14 protein-coding genes and 2 pseudogenes are annotated in these 15864 nt (G+C 71.5%); 8 read left to right on the plus strand and 8 right to left on the minus strand.

All coding sequences use genetic code 11. The features are described 5' to 3' along the window. Positions 1-11 precede the first annotated feature (11 nt). Together AB0M26_RS02130 and AB0M26_RS02135 are read right to left on the minus strand one after the other, a co-directional pair. Positions 12-497 carry a MarR family transcriptional regulator gene (locus tag AB0M26_RS02130; RefSeq protein ID WP_365253090.1) on the minus strand — a complete coding sequence of 162 codons (486 nt, stop codon included), beginning with the start codon at positions 495-497 and terminating at the stop codon, positions 12-14. 70 nt (positions 498-567) lie between these two features. Further along, entirely contained in the window at positions 568-969 is a 402-nt protein-coding gene (locus AB0M26_RS02135) for a VOC family protein (RefSeq protein WP_365253093.1), read from the minus strand. Positions 970-1084: 115 nt separating this feature from the next. On the opposite strand from AB0M26_RS02135, the pseudogene AB0M26_RS02140 reads away from it, so the two are divergent. Further along, positions 1085-1276: pseudogene (locus AB0M26_RS02140) on the plus strand (hypothetical protein); the annotation flags it as partial. A gap of 204 nt (positions 1277-1480) precedes the next feature. Here AB0M26_RS02140 and AB0M26_RS02145 read toward each other — a convergent pair. Next, positions 1481-2551: an MBL fold metallo-hydrolase gene (locus tag AB0M26_RS02145; RefSeq protein WP_365253096.1), complete on the minus strand. Its 1071-nt coding sequence runs from the start codon at positions 2549-2551 to the stop codon at positions 1481-1483. 320 nt (positions 2552-2871) lie between these two features. Here AB0M26_RS02145 and AB0M26_RS02150 point away from each other — a divergent pair, with 320 nt between their 5' ends. Further along, a complete protein-coding gene (locus tag AB0M26_RS02150) occupies positions 2872-4242 on the plus strand; it encodes a deoxyribodipyrimidine photo-lyase (protein ID WP_365253099.1) in 1371 nt (456 codons plus the stop codon). A 210-nt stretch (positions 4243-4452) separates the two neighbouring features. Next, the gene (locus AB0M26_RS02155; protein WP_365253764.1) at positions 4453-5304 is read left to right on the plus strand and encodes an RNA polymerase sigma factor SigF; all 852 of its coding nucleotides are present in this window, start codon (positions 4453-4455) and stop codon (positions 5302-5304) included. 408 nt (positions 5305-5712) lie between these two features. Here the strand turns inward: AB0M26_RS02155 and AB0M26_RS02160 are convergent, their stop codons facing one another. Continuing rightward, positions 5713-7134, minus strand: coding sequence for a diacylglycerol kinase family protein (locus tag AB0M26_RS02160; protein ID WP_365253102.1), 1422 nt, complete (start codon positions 7132-7134; stop codon positions 5713-5715). A gap of 223 nt (positions 7135-7357) precedes the next feature. Here AB0M26_RS02160 and AB0M26_RS02165 point away from each other — a divergent pair, with 223 nt between their 5' ends. Both AB0M26_RS02165 and AB0M26_RS02170 read left to right on the plus strand, forming a co-directional pair. Then, positions 7358-8077 carry a VanZ family protein gene (locus tag AB0M26_RS02165; RefSeq protein ID WP_365253105.1) on the plus strand — a complete coding sequence of 240 codons (720 nt, stop codon included), beginning with the start codon at positions 7358-7360 and terminating at the stop codon, positions 8075-8077. Between the two features lie 123 nt (positions 8078-8200). Further along, positions 8201-8665, plus strand: coding sequence for an ATP-binding protein (locus tag AB0M26_RS02170; RefSeq protein ID WP_365253108.1), 465 nt, complete (start codon positions 8201-8203; stop codon positions 8663-8665). A 54-nt stretch (positions 8666-8719) separates the two neighbouring features. Here the strand turns inward: AB0M26_RS02170 and AB0M26_RS02175 are convergent, their stop codons facing one another. After that, complete coding sequence (locus AB0M26_RS02175) at positions 8720-9007, minus strand: hypothetical protein (protein WP_365253111.1); 288 nt, start codon at positions 9005-9007, stop codon at positions 8720-8722. Between the two features lie 736 nt (positions 9008-9743). On the opposite strand from AB0M26_RS02175, the pseudogene rho reads away from it, so the two are divergent. Further along, positions 9744-10916 (plus strand): annotated as a pseudogene (rho, locus tag AB0M26_RS02180) (transcription termination factor Rho); the annotation flags it as partial. A 98-nt stretch (positions 10917-11014) separates the two neighbouring features. Here rho and AB0M26_RS02185 read toward each other — a convergent pair. Beyond that, positions 11015-11470, minus strand: coding sequence for a potassium channel family protein (locus tag AB0M26_RS02185; protein WP_365253767.1), 456 nt, complete (start codon positions 11468-11470; stop codon positions 11015-11017). 611 nt (positions 11471-12081) lie between these two features. On the opposite strand from AB0M26_RS02185, the gene AB0M26_RS02190 reads away from it, so the two are divergent. Further along, positions 12082-13215 (plus strand): DUF1152 domain-containing protein, encoded by a 1134-nt coding sequence (locus tag AB0M26_RS02190; protein WP_365253114.1) that lies wholly within the window; start codon positions 12082-12084, stop codon positions 13213-13215. A 93-nt stretch (positions 13216-13308) separates the two neighbouring features. After that, the gene (gene paaK, locus AB0M26_RS02195; protein ID WP_365253117.1) at positions 13309-14652 is read left to right on the plus strand and encodes a phenylacetate--CoA ligase PaaK; all 1344 of its coding nucleotides are present in this window, start codon (positions 13309-13311) and stop codon (positions 14650-14652) included. Between the two features lie 285 nt (positions 14653-14937). Here the strand turns inward: paaK and AB0M26_RS02200 are convergent, their stop codons facing one another. Further along, on the minus strand, positions 14938-15159 hold the full coding sequence (locus AB0M26_RS02200) for a hypothetical protein (protein WP_365253120.1): 222 nt from the start codon (positions 15157-15159) through the stop codon (positions 14938-14940). Positions 15160-15173: 14 nt separating this feature from the next. Continuing rightward, on the minus strand, positions 15174-15737 hold the full coding sequence (locus AB0M26_RS02205; protein WP_365253123.1) for a hypothetical protein: 564 nt from the start codon (positions 15735-15737) through the stop codon (positions 15174-15176). Positions 15738-15864: the final 127 nt, after the last annotated feature.

The following is a 15864-nucleotide window of genomic DNA, read 5'->3' on the forward strand; positions in this document are numbered from 1 at the left end:
GCAGCGCCGGCTCAATCGCCCGGCGTATCGGCGGCCTCGGCGGGAGTCTGCAGACGGTTCACCACGCCCGCCGCGATATCGGCGAGGCAGTTGAGCTGTTCACGCGTGAGCGAGTCGATCAGCAGGCGGCGTACGCGGGCCACATGCAGCGGAGCCGCCCTGCGGATGGCTGCCAGTCCCTCGGGCGTGATGATGGCGAAAGCGCCGCGCGCATCCGTCGAGCACTCCTCTCGACGCACCAGCCCGCGGGCCTCCATGCGGCGGATCTGGTGCGACAACCGGCTCTTCTCGTAGTGGGCCTCGGCCGCCAGGTCCTGCATGCGCAGCCGGTGGCCCTCGACCTCGGAGAGCGGTACGAGCACCCGGTAGTCGGACATCGAAAGGTCGGAGTCCTGCTTCAATCCGCGATTGATCTCGGCCTCGAGGAGCTGGCTCATGGCGATGTATCCCCGCCATGCGCGGCTCTCCAGGTCGTCCAGCCACCGGGGATCGCTCATGCCCCGAGGATAGCCAGCGGTCCGCGCCCGCTCCCCCACGGGAACGAAGAACCCTGCGGAGGGGCATGGATCAGCCGGTGACCTCGCTGATCTCGAAAAGATGCCCGTCGGGGTCGCGGAAGAAGGCCCGTACCTCGTGGCCCCGGTCGACCGGCGGCGTCAGGAACTCCGCTCCACGCCCCCGCAGCGTCTCGTACGCCTCCCGGCAGTCGGGCACGCGGAAGATCAGCTCCGAGCCGACCCGCCCGGGGTCGGCCGGCGGCTCGAACGTCACCCCGGGCTTGTCCTCGGTCGGCCCTCCGCCGGTCACCAGCAGCAGCCAGGTGCCGAGCAGGCGCAGCACGCAGGAGTCGCCGCCGTACGTGCGGTACAGGTCGGCCCCGAGCACGTATCCGTACCACGTGCGTGACCGGTCCATGTCGGAGACGACAAGGAGCCGGGTGATCTCAACACCTTCGGTCGGGAACGTCACCGCAAGACCCTTCTCAGTCGTCGTGCCTCTTCGGTAACACGAGGTCCTCGTGGACGCCGGAGCAGACGCGGTCAGCGCTGCCGTCCGCAACGGCCCCGAACCGGACAGCGCCATCGCACGACGCCTCCCCGGGACCGGGAGCGGGCTGGTGGGCCTGGAGGAGCGCGTCGGGCTGCTGGGCGGCGGATTCGATGCGGGACCCGAACCGGGAGGCGGCTTCTCCGTCGTCGCCGAACTCCCCGCGCGCCTGCGGGCGACGGACGCCGTGTCGGCCGCGGCAGGGACGGCGGCGAAGGTCACGGCGTAGGGCGCGGCCGCCGGCGCCCGGACGACCCGCGTGCAGCCTCCCGTCCGTCAACCCCGCTGTGACGGACGGAGGTTGACGGACAGAGGTTGACGGGACGGGAGACTGATGGACCGGAGGCTGACGGTCGGGAGGTTGACGGTCGGGAGGCGGGAGCACACCCCCGCGACGCCCCGTGCCAGCGACGCCCCTACGCCCCGCGACGCCTCATGGCCGTACGCCGAAAGGCCCCAGAACGCCGTAGTCGATCCGCAGCGCCTCGAACATCGCGAACGCGTTGTCGTAGGTGAAGACATCGGCCGCGCCGAGCCGCCCCGTCCAGGCGGGCACCATCCGGTCGGTGGCGTGCTGGGTGACGGCGTCCATGTACGTCTTGAAGACCGCCCACGGGTTGTCCGGGTACTGGGCGAACATCGGCGTCGGGTCCACCTCGGCGATGGCCCGCCGCGCGCTCCCTTCGAGGTCGCGCATGTACTCCCGCTGGATCTCCACGTCTTGACGGGTGCCCAGCCGCGTGAGATGCCCGCCGACGTACGTCGTGAAGGGGAAGTCGAGTGCCTCGTCGTGAGCGTCGATCCAGGCGGGGATGTCCGTGGACATCGCGAGGTTCTTGAACGGGACCCAGCCCGGGAAGACGACGTCGACGAGCATCAGGACGCGCTGCCGGGGCGCGTAGATGTAGATGTTGTCCGGGCTGTGGTTGGGGCCCTTGTACGTCAGCTTCAGGGTCTGGTCGCCGACCTGGAGCCAGTAGGAGTCGGAGAAGACCCGGGTGGGCAGCGGCCTGTTGGAGTCGGGTACCTCGCACAGCAGGCGGCGGGTCCGCTCGTGCGCGATGCGCACGGCGTTGCGGGGGTAGATCCCCGCGGCGCCGATGTGGTCGGCGTGGTGGTGCGAGTAGACGACGTGCGTGATCGGCTCGGAGGTCACCTCGGCTATCGCGCGCAGGATGTTGTGGCCGAGCGTCGGCGGTGCGTCGACGACCACGACGCCCTCGCCGGTGACCAGGAAGATCATCTGGTACGTGCCGTCGGTGAGCCAGTACAGCCGGTCCCGGACCTCCTGGACCACGTATCCCTTCTCGGGGATCTCAGGGCCGCGCGCGGTCGGCGGGACGGGCGCGTACGTGGCTTCACTCGCGGCGGCCGTCGCCGGTCGGGCGAACTGGTCGAGCAGGACGCCCGCGGCGGGGACCGAGGCGGCGAGGGCCGAGTACTTGAGGATCGACCGGCGGTCCGGGGACCGGGCAGGCTCGGGTGGCTGGTTGGTCGTCGGCATTGTTCTGTCTCCCTCGACGTGCGCACCGGTTGGGGGTCGTGCGCGCGGGCCGGACCGTGAGCAGGAGCAGCTGGGAAGCCCGCACGCCACCCTTTAGATGACGTGTCAACTAAGTCGAGGCCAACCTAGACGCCTGCCGTTGACGTGTCAATCATGTCCCGACTTGTCCCCGCGCAGGCAGTGGCCCTGTCCCTGCCAAGCGGTGCCGCCGCCCGCCTCCCGGCTTCGGGGGGCCGGCGGCGGCAGGATGGCGTGTGCGGCCCGCCGCCCGCCGGACCGCACCAGTCACAGCTGCGACCGCCCCCACCAGGAGCCGCGCCATGACCGTGTCGGTCGTCCTTTTCACCTCCGACCTGCGGCTGCACGACCATCCGCCGCTGCTCGCGGCGTTGCGGTCGTCCGACGACGTCGTGCCGCTGTTCGTCCGGGACGACGGGATCGCGGCAACCGGGTTCGACGCACCGAACCGCCGCGCCTTCCTCGCCGATTGCCTGGCGGATCTCGACAGGGGGCTGCGCGACCGCGGCGGCCGGCTGGTCGTACGGTCCGGGGATGTCGTGGACCAGGTCGGCAAGGTCGCCGCGGAGACCGGAGCCCGCGATGTGCACATCGCGGCCGGAGTCAGCGGCTACGCCCAGCGGCGCGAGACGCGGCTGCGCGAGGCGCTGGACCCGGAGGGGCTGCGGCTGCACGTCCACGACGCGGTGATCACAGCGCTCGCGGCCGGTGCGGTGACCCCGGCCGGTTCGCACCATTTCGCAATGTTCACCCCGTACTTCCGGCGCTGGTCGCAGGAGCGGCTGCGCGATCCACTCGGCGCCCCGCGCACGGTACGGGTGCCGGACGGCATCGGCTCCGATCCCCTGCCGTCCCGCGCGGAGGTCTCCGGGACCTCGGAGGGGCCGGCCACCGGAGGCGAGACCGAGGGCCGCCGCCGGCTGACCGCCTGGAAGCGCGCGCACCTCGCGCACTATGAGGACATGCAGGACGTTCCGGCCGCCGACGCGACCTCGCGACTCTCCCCCCATCTGCACTTCGGCACCCTGTCGCCCACCGAAGTCGTGCACCGGGTACGCAAGGAGGAGGGGCCGGGCACCGAGGCATTCGTACGCCAGATCTGCTGGCGCGACTTCCACCACCAGGTCCTGGCCGCCCGCCCCGACGCGTCACGCGCCGACTACCGCACACGCCACGACCGCTGGCGCTCAGGACGTCGGGCCGCGGAGGAGGCCGAGGCGTGGAAGGAGGGCCGCACCGGCTACCCCGTGGTCGACGCGGCGATGCGGCAACTGCGCCACGAGGGCTGGATGCACAACCGGTGCCGCCTGCTGGTGGCGAGCTTCCTGACCAAGACGCTGTACGTGGACTGGCGGGTCGGCGCCCGCCACTTCATGGACCTGCTCGTCGACGGGGACGTCGCCAACAACCAGCTCAACTGGCAGTGGACGGCCGGGACGGGCACGGACACACGGCCGGGCCGGGTGCTCAATCCGGTCGTCCAGGCCAGACGCTTCGACCCGGACGGGTCGTACGTACGCCGCTGGGTGCCCGAACTGGAGGGGATCCCGGGGAAAGCGGTGCACGAGCCGTGGAAACTGCCGGGCTCCGAGCGCGCCCGCGGCTACCCCGAGCCACTGGTCGACCTGGCCGACGGCCTGGCCCGATTCAGGCGGGCGCGAGGACGGGACTGAGCGTGGCCGAAGGGCCCCGCTCGGACCAAATGGTGGTCCGCACGGGTCGGAGTTCGAGACAACCTCCTGAAATCCGCGCACCAAATCATGATGAACCGCCCGTCCCGTGGCCTAGTACGTGTTCCATGTGCGAGACCGGGTAGGCGCCGAGCGTCCACTCGACATATGGAGGACGACGTGAGCAGCACGACATCCGCGGTTCCATACGATCTGTCAGCGGGGGAGTTGGCGCGAGCGAGTGGCGCTCAGGAGACCGGTCTGCCCGTCATCGAAGATCCGTTGAGCGTGGAGCCCAAAGACGCGCGCTCCCTCACCAGGATCTTCCTCGACCGGCTCGCCGTGCTCGAAGAAGGCACGCACGAGTACCAGTACGCACGCAACACCCTGATCGAGTTGAACCTGTCTCTCGTCCGGTACGCGGCACGGCGCTTCCGCAACCGTTCCGAGGACATGGAGGACATTGTCCAGGTCGGCACGATCGGCCTCATCAAGGCCATCGACCGGTTCGATCTGACGCGGGAAGTCGAGTTCACCACCTTCGCCGTCCCCTACATCGTCGGCGAGATCAAGCGTTTCTTCCGGGACACGAGCTGGTCGGTCCACGTACCGCGGCGCCTGCAGGAGCTGCGCATCGACCTGGCGAAGGCCAATGAGAAGCTTTTCCAGCGCCTGAACCGCGCTCCCACGACGACGGAGCTCGCGGAGCATCTGCATCTGAGCGAGGACGAGGTCATCGACGGACTGATGGCCAGCAACGGCTACACGGCCGCATCGCTGGACGCACCCCTCGACGAGGACGCCGACCAGGCAGGTGCGACGACCGTCGCCGACCGTATGGGCGACGTCGATCCCGCCCTGGAGACCGTGGAGAACCTGCACGCCCTCAAGCCCCTGCTGGAAGAGCTCGGTGAACGGGACCGCAGAATCCTGCGCATGCGCTTCGGTGCGAACATGACGCAGTCCGAGATCGGTGCCGAACTCGGAGTTTCCCAGATGCATGTCTCCCGCCTGCTGGCCCGCGCCATGGACAAGCTGCGCCGCGGTCTGCTCACCGAGCAGTGATCCGCAAAGGCCCACCCGTCCGACGGCGGCCACGACGAACAGTGTCGTGGCCGCCACTCGTTGGCCCACCATTCGTAGTGGCCGCCGCTTGTAGTGGCGCCCGCTCGTAGTGCCCGCCCCTCGTAGTGCCCGCCCCTCGTTGTGCCCGCCGCTCGTTGTGCCCGCCCCTCGTTGTGCCCGCCGCTCGTTGTGCCCGCCCCTCGTTGTGCCCGCCGCGTGCTCGGAGAACCTGCCCGTGCCGCCGCACGGCTGCGACGGCGGGAGAGCGAGCGCTGAGTCCGGCGGCGCTCTGAGCCCCCACGGCGGGCCGACCCGGCAGCGGGCTCAGCGAGGCGCCCACGCCGCGCCGGTGGCGCCCCGTGCCGTGACACATGCCGTACGTGGGCCGCTGGTCCGCGCCCGGGGAACCTACGCTCGCGGCTCGGCCGCCGCGGGAAGCGCCAGCAGTTCGTCGCTCCCCGCCGCCGGCCGGTACACCGTCAGGGCCCGCGTCCACTTCCCCAGCACCAGCCCGTCCACCGGCCCCCGCGAGACCTCACCGTCGTACGCGTAGTGCGGCGCCTCGGCCAGGCCGTCCAGCCGCAGCCGGCGCATCTGGGTGGCGAGGAGAACGCGGGAGCTGTGCAGGGTGCCGCTGAGCACCGCCAGCAGCAGCCGCGTCCGGGCGAAGGGCGTACTGCCGTCCACCGCGCGGATGTCGAGCAGCCCGTCGTCCAGGCGGGCGCGGTAGGTCGGTGCGAAACCGGCCGGGTGGTACACCCCGTTGCCCGCGAACAGCAGCCACAGCCTGCGTGGCCTGCCGTTGACGGCGACATCGATGGGGCGGGTCCCGGCGAGGACCCGCGTCAGCCCGACGGCCAGCGCCGGCCACTTGCCGATGCGGTTCTCCAGCTTCTCCCGCGCCCGCACGAGTTCGGGATAGACGCCGAGGCTGAAGGTGTTCAGGAACACCTGCTCCTGGCCGTCGTTCGGCGAGGACGCGCGGGCGAGGTCGACCGAGACGGCGTCTCCTTCCTCGACCGCGCGGGCGACCTCCTCCAGCGACTCGACGCCGAGGTCCGCGGCGAAGTGGTTGAACGTGCCGCCCGGGAAGGCCGCGAGCGGCACACCATGGCGTACGGCCGCCCCGGCCGCGGCGTTGAGGGTGCCGTCGCCGCCGCACACGCCGAGCGCCCCGCCGCAACCGGCCGCGCGGCTCGCCGCCTTGTCCAGGAGCGCGCCCAGATCGTCCTCGGGTTCCAGCTCCGTAATCCCGGCCTCCGGCAGCAGGGCGCGCAGCCGTTCGGCCGGGGCGGCCGAGTCGCCCGTACGCAACGCGACCCCCGACCCGGGGTTGACCACCACGTAGAGCCCTGCCCCGCCGGGGAGGGCCGGGGCCGGCAGGCGCGGCGGGACCGCGCCCGCGGGTTTCTCCGGCTTCACGGGCCACCAGTGACAGGTCAGCGCCGCCGCGAAACCGCCGATCACCAGCCCGGCGAGGACCTCCCCGGCACCGCTCGCGCCGGCGCGCAGCCGCGAGGCCGCGATGGCCGCGCAGACCGGCGCGGCGCCGAGACCGAAGCGCGGCGCCTCCAACGCGGCGCCCACGGCGAACGCGGCAGCCGACGCCGAGCTGCCGAACGGGACGACCCCCGCTTCACCGCGGCCGGTTGAGCGCCGCGTGATCGTGCGCGTGATCGCCTTGGCGATGGCCAGGGACCCCGCACCGCGCAGCGCCGCCCTGCGGGCCGTGCGTCCGCCCATGGCGCCCATCGCGGCGGCGGCCCCGGCCCACATCAGGCCCTCGCCGGCGCCGGCGCCGCGCGACGGCAGCGAGCGGAGCGAACGCATCGTGCCCTGGCGCAGGGGCGTCCTCCGCGGCGAACTCCACACTCCGGGGCGACGCCTGGGGACCACTCGCCTACGTCTCATGCGGGTCCGTCTACCCCCGTTCCGCCGACGGCAGGCTTGTGCCCGCGGGCTCGGGGCACGCGCAGCGCCAGGCGACCGGCTCAGCGGTCGCACGAACTTGTGGGGTGACATCCTGATGCCGCGCACCGGCATTCTCGGCACGATGGCATGGAAGGGGCCCGGCACCGCGCGCACGAGCACAAGCAGGAAACGCTCGGGAACGGCCGGCAACAAGGCCGGGGGAAAGGCCGACAACAAGGCCCGCGGCAAAGCCCGCGGCAAGGCCGGGAACCCGGCCCGTAGTGCGGCCTCCCGGGCCGCGAAAAAGGCGAGCCCGGTCGGCGCGGCCGCGAAGTCCCGCCGTTCCGGCCCCGCGAAGAAGTCGGGCGGCACCCCGCGCAAGCAGTCGACGTCGGCGCATCAGCGGCCGTGGTCCGCCGCCTTGTGGCGCTCCCTGGCCATGGTCGTCGCCTTCGTCGGCATGGTCGCCTTCGCCGTGGTGCTCGCCCGGCTGACGCTCGCCCCCTCCTCCGCGTCCGAGTCCCTGGTGCACAGCAACCTGCGCCCCGGCGACTCGATCCGCGCCTACCTGGAACAGCCCGCACTGCGCGACGCGTTCAAACAGATCGGCGGCAACATCCTGCTCGGTGTGCCGTTCGGGCTGCTGCTGCCGGTGCTGCTCCCCAAGGCACGGGGGCCGGTACGGGTCGCCATCGTCACCACCGTGGTGATGATGCTGGTCGAGCTCGTCCAAGGCGCGATCGTCGAGGGTCGTGCGTTCGACATAGACGACGTCCTCCTCAACGTCTCGGGTGCCCTACTGGGTTACCTGATCGCCGGGCGCCGCGCCGGGCGGGCGCTCCACCCCCGGCGTCACCACTAGTGGCAGCGCAAACGCCGGGCCTAGTCCACCGGCCACCGCAGACTTCACCGTCGTCCTCCCCGGCCCCGGGCTCGCGTAGCCCTGGAGCGGCCGGGGCAGGCGGTCAACAGGAGGTATCCACTGATGGAAGTAGTCCTGGATTCCCGGAAGGGAGACATCTCGCGGGCCCGGGAGGTCACCGCCACCTATGTGGCCCGGTCGTGCCCATGGGCGAATACGGACGATGTGGTGCTCGTCGTCTCCGAGCTCGTCACCAACGCCGTCCGCCACACCACCGGTTGGTGGCGCCTCCGGATCCGCCGGATGCGCGGGAGACGCCGAGGGCTGGTCGTCGATGTGGACGACACGAGTGGCAAGGAGCCAACTGTCCGCGCGCCCGACCTCACCGGCGGCGGCGGGGGCCATGGATGGCACATCGTCCGCCGCCTCGCCACGGCCGTGGAGGTCGTACCGCGACCGTACGGGAAGACCGTACGCGCGACGTGGGCCTCGCTCTCCCGCAGCGAGTCCCGCCGTACGAAGCACCGCAAGCGCCGCACGCGCCGTAGCGCGCCGGGTCTGCCGGGGCCGAGCCGAAGCTGGGCCTGAGCACGCGCCGTCGCCGCATAGGGTGGCGGGGGTGGTGTTGTCGGAAGAGATGCCTCAACGGGAGCCCCGGCTCTTGCTCTTGCTCACACCTCCGCCTTTGATCGACCTGCTCTTCTTGAATCCCCCACGACGGATGCTGTCTCGGCACACGTCGGAGTCGCTGAGGCCGTGGCCCTCGGCCCGCTGATGACTCTGTTGGGTGTCCACGCACCTCTCCCCATCATCGATGCTTTGCAGGTAGACGAACGACGCGATGACGGCGACAGGGAGCAGCAACCAGAGCACGCTTCCCCCCTTCCGGCTCTTGACCTGGCGGTTCTCCACCCTCTCGATGCGGATCACGGATCCCCCTTCTTCGTCATGCACGGATCAGACCCAGTGCATCGTAAGTGCCGCCGAAAACGTTTACTCAGGCGGGGGCCGACTCGGCGGTCGCCACCTCATCCGCCCCGGTCACCGCACTTCCTCCGGCGGCCCGGCCGTCCCGGATGACACCGGCAACCGCGAACTGCGACTGTCGCCGTGGAGCTGTACGACTCGAAGCCGAACCCCTGTCCGGCCCGGGTGTGCCGCGGTCCAGGTTCCTCGGTGCGCTCGTGCCACCGGGACGCCGGATGCTACGCTGCGCGTGAAGCGTTGAGTGCGCCGCGGGTTCTATGCCCGTGCCGTTTCGTTCCACCGGATTCCTGTCGCCCGCCTTCTTCGGCCGGCGCACGGTGGAGGCATCACCCGCGATGTGTTGTCGCGACGTCACCTTTTTTCCAGGCAGTTGACCTCGCGTCTCGGGCGCCGTCCACCGGCCGCGGCCTCGCCGACGGCACGCTCCGACCGCGTTGCCGCCCCGGCCCCGCGCGCGACTCCCCCGAGGCCACGGCTCCCCTTCCTGGGCACAGTCACCAGCACCACGGCGTGCCAGGCCGCCCCGGTCCGCCTCCCGCCGCGGCCCCCGCGGGGCGCTTCTCCCATCACCCCATCCGCAGAAGGACATTCCATGACTACGACCGCAGAACGACCCTCCCGGCCGGGCGCGACCCGCGACCACCGCACGACCTCGCGAGCAGGTGGCGACGCCACCGCCGACGAAGTGCTCGTACCGGTGCGCGGGATCGTCGACCTCGCCGGACACCACGGCCTCCTCCGCACCGACGGCTACCTGGCGGGCCCGCACGACCTGTACGTACCGGCGGCGCAGATGCGCGGACTCGGCCTGCGCAAGGGGGACTTCGTCGAAGGCGCGGCCCCCGAGCCCGGCGGCAGGTCCGGGCCGCGCGACAAGGGCCGTCCGCTGGTCCGCGTCGAACGGGTCAACGGCCGCGAGCCCGGGGGCCTCGCGGCCCGCCCCCGCTTCGCCGACCTCACGCCCCTCCACCCGCAGGAGCGCCTGCGGCTGGAAACCGGACCCGGTGACCTGACGACAAGGGTCATCGACCTGATCGCGCCGGTGGGCAAGGGCCAGCGCGGGCTCATCGTGGCCCCGCCCAGGACGGGAAAGACGATGCTCCTGCAGAGCCTCGCCCGCGCCGTAGCCCGCAACCACCCCGAAAGCCGTCTGATGATGGTGCTGCTCGACGAACGGCCCGAAGAAGTCACGGACATGCGACGCTCCGTACGGGGCGAAATCGTCTCCTCCACCTTCGACCGCCCGGCCGGTGACCACACCGCGCTCGCCGATCTGGCCGTCGAACGGGCCAAGCGGCTGGTCGAGCTCGGTCACGACGTGGTCATCCTGCTCGACTCGCTCACCCGACTCTGCCGCGCCCACAACAACAACGCACCCGGCAACGGCCGGATCCTGACCGGCGGCGTGGACTCGTCAGCACTGCACGGGCCCAAGCGGCTGTTCGGCGCGGCGCGGAACATCGAGAACGGCGGCTCGCTGACGATCCTCGCGACGGTTCTCGTCGAGACCGGATCCCGCGCCGACGACTACTACTTCGAGGAGCTGAAGAGCACCGGCAACATGGAGTTGCGACTCGACCGGACCCTCTCCGACAAGCGCATCTTTCCCGCGGTGGCCGTCGCCCCCTCCGGCACGCGCCGCGAGGAACTCCTCATCGCGCCGGAGGAGCTGGCCGTCGTCCGCAGGCTGCGGCGGGCCCTGCACGAGCGGGACGCCCACCAGGGCATCGAACTGCTGCTGGAGAGGATGAAGCGCACCGGCAGCAACGCCGAGTTCCTGCGCGACATCGACCTCACCTTGGCACGCAACCGGAGGCCCGGCCACGGCGACGAACACGCCTCGGCCGCCTAGGGGAGTTCGCCTCCGCCCAGGGGCGATTGTTGCCTCCGCCCAGGGGCGTTTGTTGCCTCCCGTGGCCGTCTGCGCCCCCTACGGCCGCCTGTTGCCGCTCACCGTTTGTCGGCGAGCAGCCGCTCCACACGGTCGAAACGCTCGTGCAGGGCACGCAGTTCGGAGTCCATGGCGCCCTCGCCCTCCTTTGCGTACCGGCGTACTTCCGAGCCAAGACGGTGGGCGTCCTGCTCGGCCTTGCCGACGAACCAGGTGGCGATGGCCGCCGTGACCATCCCGAACGTCGTGATCCCGGCCAGCATCAGCACCGAGGCGATGACCCGGCCCCCGAGGGTCACCGGATACAGGTCGCCGTATCCCACCGTCGTCGCCGTCTCGATCGCCCACCAGACGGCCTTGGGGAACGAGGTGATGTTGGCGTCCGGCGCGCCCTCCTCGGCGGGGACGACCAGCGCCGAACCCACGAGCAGGATGACGACCGTTGCCAGGGACACCCACAGCGCGGCCCGCACATGGAGCTTCCGCCACCAGCGCTTGCCCGCCAGCCTGCCCATGAGGATCACGAGAAACGACTGCTGCACGGGCATCCTCACATCCGACGGGCACGATTCCGTACGACGCTACTGCGGGTGGCGGCACCGAAGGGCCTGACACACACGCTCGTTACCGGGCCCTTGTCCGCCTTCGCCCGTACGGGGCCGGGTAGTTGAACCGCCGCCCGCCACACGGCTCGCCGCCCGCCGCATGCCTCGCCGCCCGCCACACGGCTCGCCGCCCGCCGCACGGCCGCGGCTTGGTACGACCGTGGCGTCCCGCCGTGCCGCCGCACGCTCGCGGTGTCCGTCCGGAGAGAGCACCGGTGCACAGCGGCAGGCCACCGAGAAGCTGCCGTCCTCGGGGCGACCGGTGGCGCACTCCCCTCCTGCCGCGCCGCGGCCGCCCGGCAGGCGTCCGCGCGCCTCGCTACGGAGCGCACGTTTCTCCGCTCATGTCGGGCACCTTCTCGCGTCGGTTGAGTAGATGCGGAGAATCCGGATCCGGTTGTGCCGCTCCCCGAATCGGCGCGGGCATGCCGGGCATGGACAGCGGTACCTGCTCGCGACGAAGGTCGCGATCACCGCGCGGCCGCCCCGGTCCCTCCACCCGCTCCTCGTAGGCTGGAGCCGTGACACGGTTGATCGTGGCTGCCGGGGGAGGAGGCGACGCTGTCGCCGCCGCGATGCTCGACACCGCCCTCCACGGGGACGACCCCGCCCTGCATGGGGAGAAGGCGGAGAGGGCCGGCCCGGCGGTGATCCTCACCTACGCCTGGGACCGGCTCCTGGTGGACCCGGTCGCCGGTCCGCGGGCGCCTTCGGACTTCACCGGACTGCGCGAGCTCGCCTCCGGGGTCCTGGCCGTTCCCGCCACTGCCGCCCCCGTGCCTCCGGCGGGCTCGACCCTCCCCCGGCTGGCCGCCGAACTCCCCCACACCTTCGTCCTCATCGACGCTTCCCGCGGGGTCGAGGGCGTCACGGCCGGCATCCGGGACCTCGTCGCGCACCTGGCACCCGAGTCGATCGACCTGCTCGACGTGGGCGGCGACATCCTCGCCCGTGGCGACGAGCCCACGCTCCAGAGCCCGCTGGCGGACGCCCTGACCCTGGCGGCCTGCAGCAGGATCGACGCACCCGTCCGCCTTCTCGTCGCGGGGCCCGGCCTGGACGGCGAGATCCCCGTCGACGACCTCCGCCCCCGCCTGGGCGAGCGGGTGCTGACCTTCGGCCCGGCACAGGTCGCGGCTGCGGACCGGGTACTGGAATGGCACCCCTCCGAGGCCGCGGCCATGCTCGCGGCCACGGCCCGCGGGGAGCGCGGCGTCTGCGAGGTACGGGGCTCAGGGCTGCAGGTCCCCCTCAGCGACGGGAGCCCCGGCGTCCACGAGGCCGACCTCGGCGCAGCGCTGCACAGGAACGAGCTCGCCCGCGCCCTTCTCACCTCGGCGAGTCTGGACGAGGCCGAGCGGCACAGCCGGGAGATCTGCGGCTACTCCGAGATCGACTACGAGCGGGAGCGGTCGGCGGCGGCGCTGCGCGCGGAAAGTACGGCCTTCGAGCTGGACCGCGATGCGGTGCTGGAGGGGCTCGACCGGTTCGAGAGCGCAGCGCGTGCGCGGGGCGTCACACACACCTCGTTCCGGCGGATCACCGAGGTGCTGGGCGTTCCCGGTTCCGCACGCCTGGCGCTGCGGGATCTGCTGATCGAGGCCCGCCCGGAGCAGTACGCGGCTCCGCTGTGGCGTCTGCGGCGGCCTGCCTGACCACCGCTGTCCACAGCCCTTGACACCCGGCTCCCCTTGCTGGATTACTGGCCCCACCCGAACGGTCGGTCGGGAGCAAGGTGGTGGAACGGCATGACGATCTCTTCGGCAGGGTCAGGAGCGGGGGCACGACGCGGGGCAGCGCCGGATGCCGACGAGCTGGATGCCGCGGAGCGCATGAGTGCCGACGAGCTCCGGAGCCGGCAACTCACCAGGCTCCAGGCCACGTTGCGTCATGCCTATGATCATGTGGAGCTGTACCGGCGGAAGTTCGACGAGGCCGGGGTCCGGCCCGAGGACTGCCGCACGCTTGCCGACCTCGCCCGCTTCCCCTTCACCACCAAGGCCGACCTGCGGGACACCTACCCCTTCGGCATGTTCGCCGTGCCGGAGACCGAGGTCCGGCGCATCCACGCCTCCAGCGGCACCACCGGCCGACCCACCGTCGTCGGCTACACCGAGCGGGATCTGGCGGTGTGGGCCGAGGTGGTGGCCCGTTCCATCCGCGCGGCCGGTGGCCGCCCCGGCCACAAGGTCCACATCTCGTACGGCTACGGCCTGTTCACCGGCGGACTCGGGGCGCACTACGGCGCCGAGCGCCTCGGTTGCACCGTCGTCCCCGCCTCCGGCGGCATGACCGCCCGCCAGGTGCAGATCATCCAGGACTTCAGGCCCGAGATCATCATGGTCACGCCCTCCTACATGCTCACGCTCCTCGACGAGTTCGAGCGCCAGGGCATCGACCCGCGTTCCACCTCCCTGCGCGTCGGCATCTTCGGTGCGGAGCCGTGGACCGAGGAGATGCGGCGCGAGATCGAGGAGCGGCTCGACCTGCACGCGGTGGACATCTACGGCCTGTCCGAGGTCATCGGCCCCGGCGTCGCGCAGGAGTGCGTGGAGACCAAGGACGGCCTGCACGTGTGGGAGGACCACTTCTTCCCCGAGGTCGTCGACCCGGTGACGGACGAGGTGATGGCCGAGGGGGAGATGGGCGAACTGCTCTTCACCTCCCTCACCAAGGAAGCCATGCCGGTCGTCCGTTACCGCACGCGCGACCTCACGCGGCTGCTGCCCGGCACGGCCAGGCCCGCGTTCCGGCGGATCGAGAAGATCACCGGTCGCTGCGACGACATGATCATTCTGCGCGGCGTGAATCTCTTCCCCAGCCAGATCGAGGAGATCATCCTCCGTACGCCCGGGGTCGCCCCGCACTTCCAGCTCCATCTGACGCGCCGGGGGCGGCTGGACCACATGACCGTACGGGCCGAGGCACGGCCCGGTGCCAGACCCGAGCAGCGGGCGGCGGCGACGGCCGCGATCGTGCAGGCCGTCAAGGACGGGATCGGGGTGAGTGTCGAGGTCGAGGTGGTCGAACCGGAGTCCTTGGAGCGGTCGGTGGGCAAGATCCGCCGTATCGTCGACACCCGCGGAGACTGACGGCGGGGTGTTCCACCGGGCGCGACCGCACGCGCGCACGGACCGATCACGCGGGAGCGCACCGGCGACGCGCGCGGAGGCGGTCCGTGCGGAAGCCTCGCCGCGCGGTATCCGGCAACGGCGGGGGGTGGTCGGCCCAGCCACCAAAGCGAGCGTCCCCGGTCCTACGGCACACGGACACGCGGACACGCGGACACATAGGCACACGGGCACACGGGCACACGGGCACACGGGCCAGAACGACGGGCGGCGGATCGTAGGGGGGCGGAGCCCGCGGCGGTCGGTTCAGTCGTCCGCCGCGGCGTCCGACTCCGCCTTCCCGACCGCCGATTCGGCGTCGTCCACGAGCTTCTGCATTCGCGAGAGGTCCGAAGAGCCGGTGGCCGGAGTCGTATCACTGCCGGCGGACGCGGACGGGCCGTCGTCCGCCCCCGACCGCTCGCCCCCGCCGCAGCCCGTGACGAGCACCACGGCCGCGGCCAGGGAGGGCAGGACGAGGGCGGACATACAGTGCGTCCGCATCAACTCGCGCTCCCGTCGCTCCCGTTGCCCTCGCTCTTGCCCACGTCCGCCTGCTTCCCGTTGTCGTTGGCGGCGCACCACTCCCGGACCTCCTTCAGGTCCTTCCGGCGCTGTTGGAGAGTGCTGACGAGCGAACGGCGGAAGGTGAGCCTGTGGTTGAGGAAGGTCTTGATCTCGCTGTGACCCGCCTTTTCGGCGTTGGCGACACGCTTCTCCAGCCGGGCGATCGAACCGCGCCGTGCCTCACCGGCGCGCAGCCGGTCCAGCGCCCGTTCGATACGCTTGTCGATCTTCGAGGCGCGCTTGCACAGCCGCTTGGCACCGTCGCCCTTGGGCGCGGACCGGTGGGCGCGCTTGCCGTGGTCGCCGCCCCCGGAGCTCCCCTCGGAACCCGCCTCGGCGATCCCGGCTCCGGCGATCAGCACACCGGTCACGGCGGCGGTGACGGCGACCGCAAGTGCCTTCTTCCTCTTCCCGTTGCGCGGCTCACCGCTCCGCGGATGCCCGTTGTGCGGGGCGTTCGATGTGCCGGGCGTGTCCGGGGTGTTGGGTGTCGTGGGCATGGCGGTCCCTCCCGGTCCGGTGGGTCTGTTGTCCATCGCCCGGAAGGCTAGGAACCGTCTTTGTGGAAACCTTGTGGCCGTCCGGCGGGCCGCCGCCCGGCCACCGTAAGCCCGCCCCATCAACCGG

Source organism: Streptomyces sp. NPDC051776 (assembly GCF_040681345.1).
Classification (GTDB): Bacteria; Actinomycetota; Actinomycetes; order Streptomycetales; family Streptomycetaceae; genus Streptomyces.

What these genes read in the sequence shown, in the direction of transcription:
- AB0M26_RS02130 (WP_365253090.1), bottom strand. Translation starts at nt 497, where the DNA reads ATGAGCGATCCCCGGTGGCTGGACGACCTGGAGAGCCGCGCATGGCGG.
- AB0M26_RS02145 (WP_365253096.1), bottom strand. Translation starts at nt 2,551, where the DNA reads ATGCCGACGACCAACCAGCCACCCGAGCCTGCCCGGTCCCCGGACCGC.
- AB0M26_RS02150 (WP_365253099.1), top strand. Translation starts at nt 2,872, where the DNA reads ATGACCGTGTCGGTCGTCCTTTTCACCTCCGACCTGCGGCTGCACGAC.
- AB0M26_RS02160 (WP_365253102.1), bottom strand. Translation starts at nt 7,134, where the DNA reads ATGCGTTCGCTCCGCTCGCTGCCGTCGCGCGGCGCCGGCGCCGGCGAG.
- AB0M26_RS02165 (WP_365253105.1), top strand. Translation starts at nt 7,358, where the DNA reads ATGGCATGGAAGGGGCCCGGCACCGCGCGCACGAGCACAAGCAGGAAA.
- AB0M26_RS02170 (WP_365253108.1), top strand. Translation starts at nt 8,201, where the DNA reads ATGGAAGTAGTCCTGGATTCCCGGAAGGGAGACATCTCGCGGGCCCGG.
- AB0M26_RS02185 (WP_365253767.1), bottom strand. Translation starts at nt 11,470, where the DNA reads ATGGGCAGGCTGGCGGGCAAGCGCTGGTGGCGGAAGCTCCATGTGCGG.
- paaK (WP_365253117.1), top strand. Translation starts at nt 13,309, where the DNA reads ATGACGATCTCTTCGGCAGGGTCAGGAGCGGGGGCACGACGCGGGGCA.
- AB0M26_RS02200 (WP_365253120.1), bottom strand. Translation starts at nt 15,159, where the DNA reads ATGTCCGCCCTCGTCCTGCCCTCCCTGGCCGCGGCCGTGGTGCTCGTC.
- AB0M26_RS02205 (WP_365253123.1), bottom strand. Translation starts at nt 15,737, where the DNA reads ATGCCCACGACACCCAACACCCCGGACACGCCCGGCACATCGAACGCC.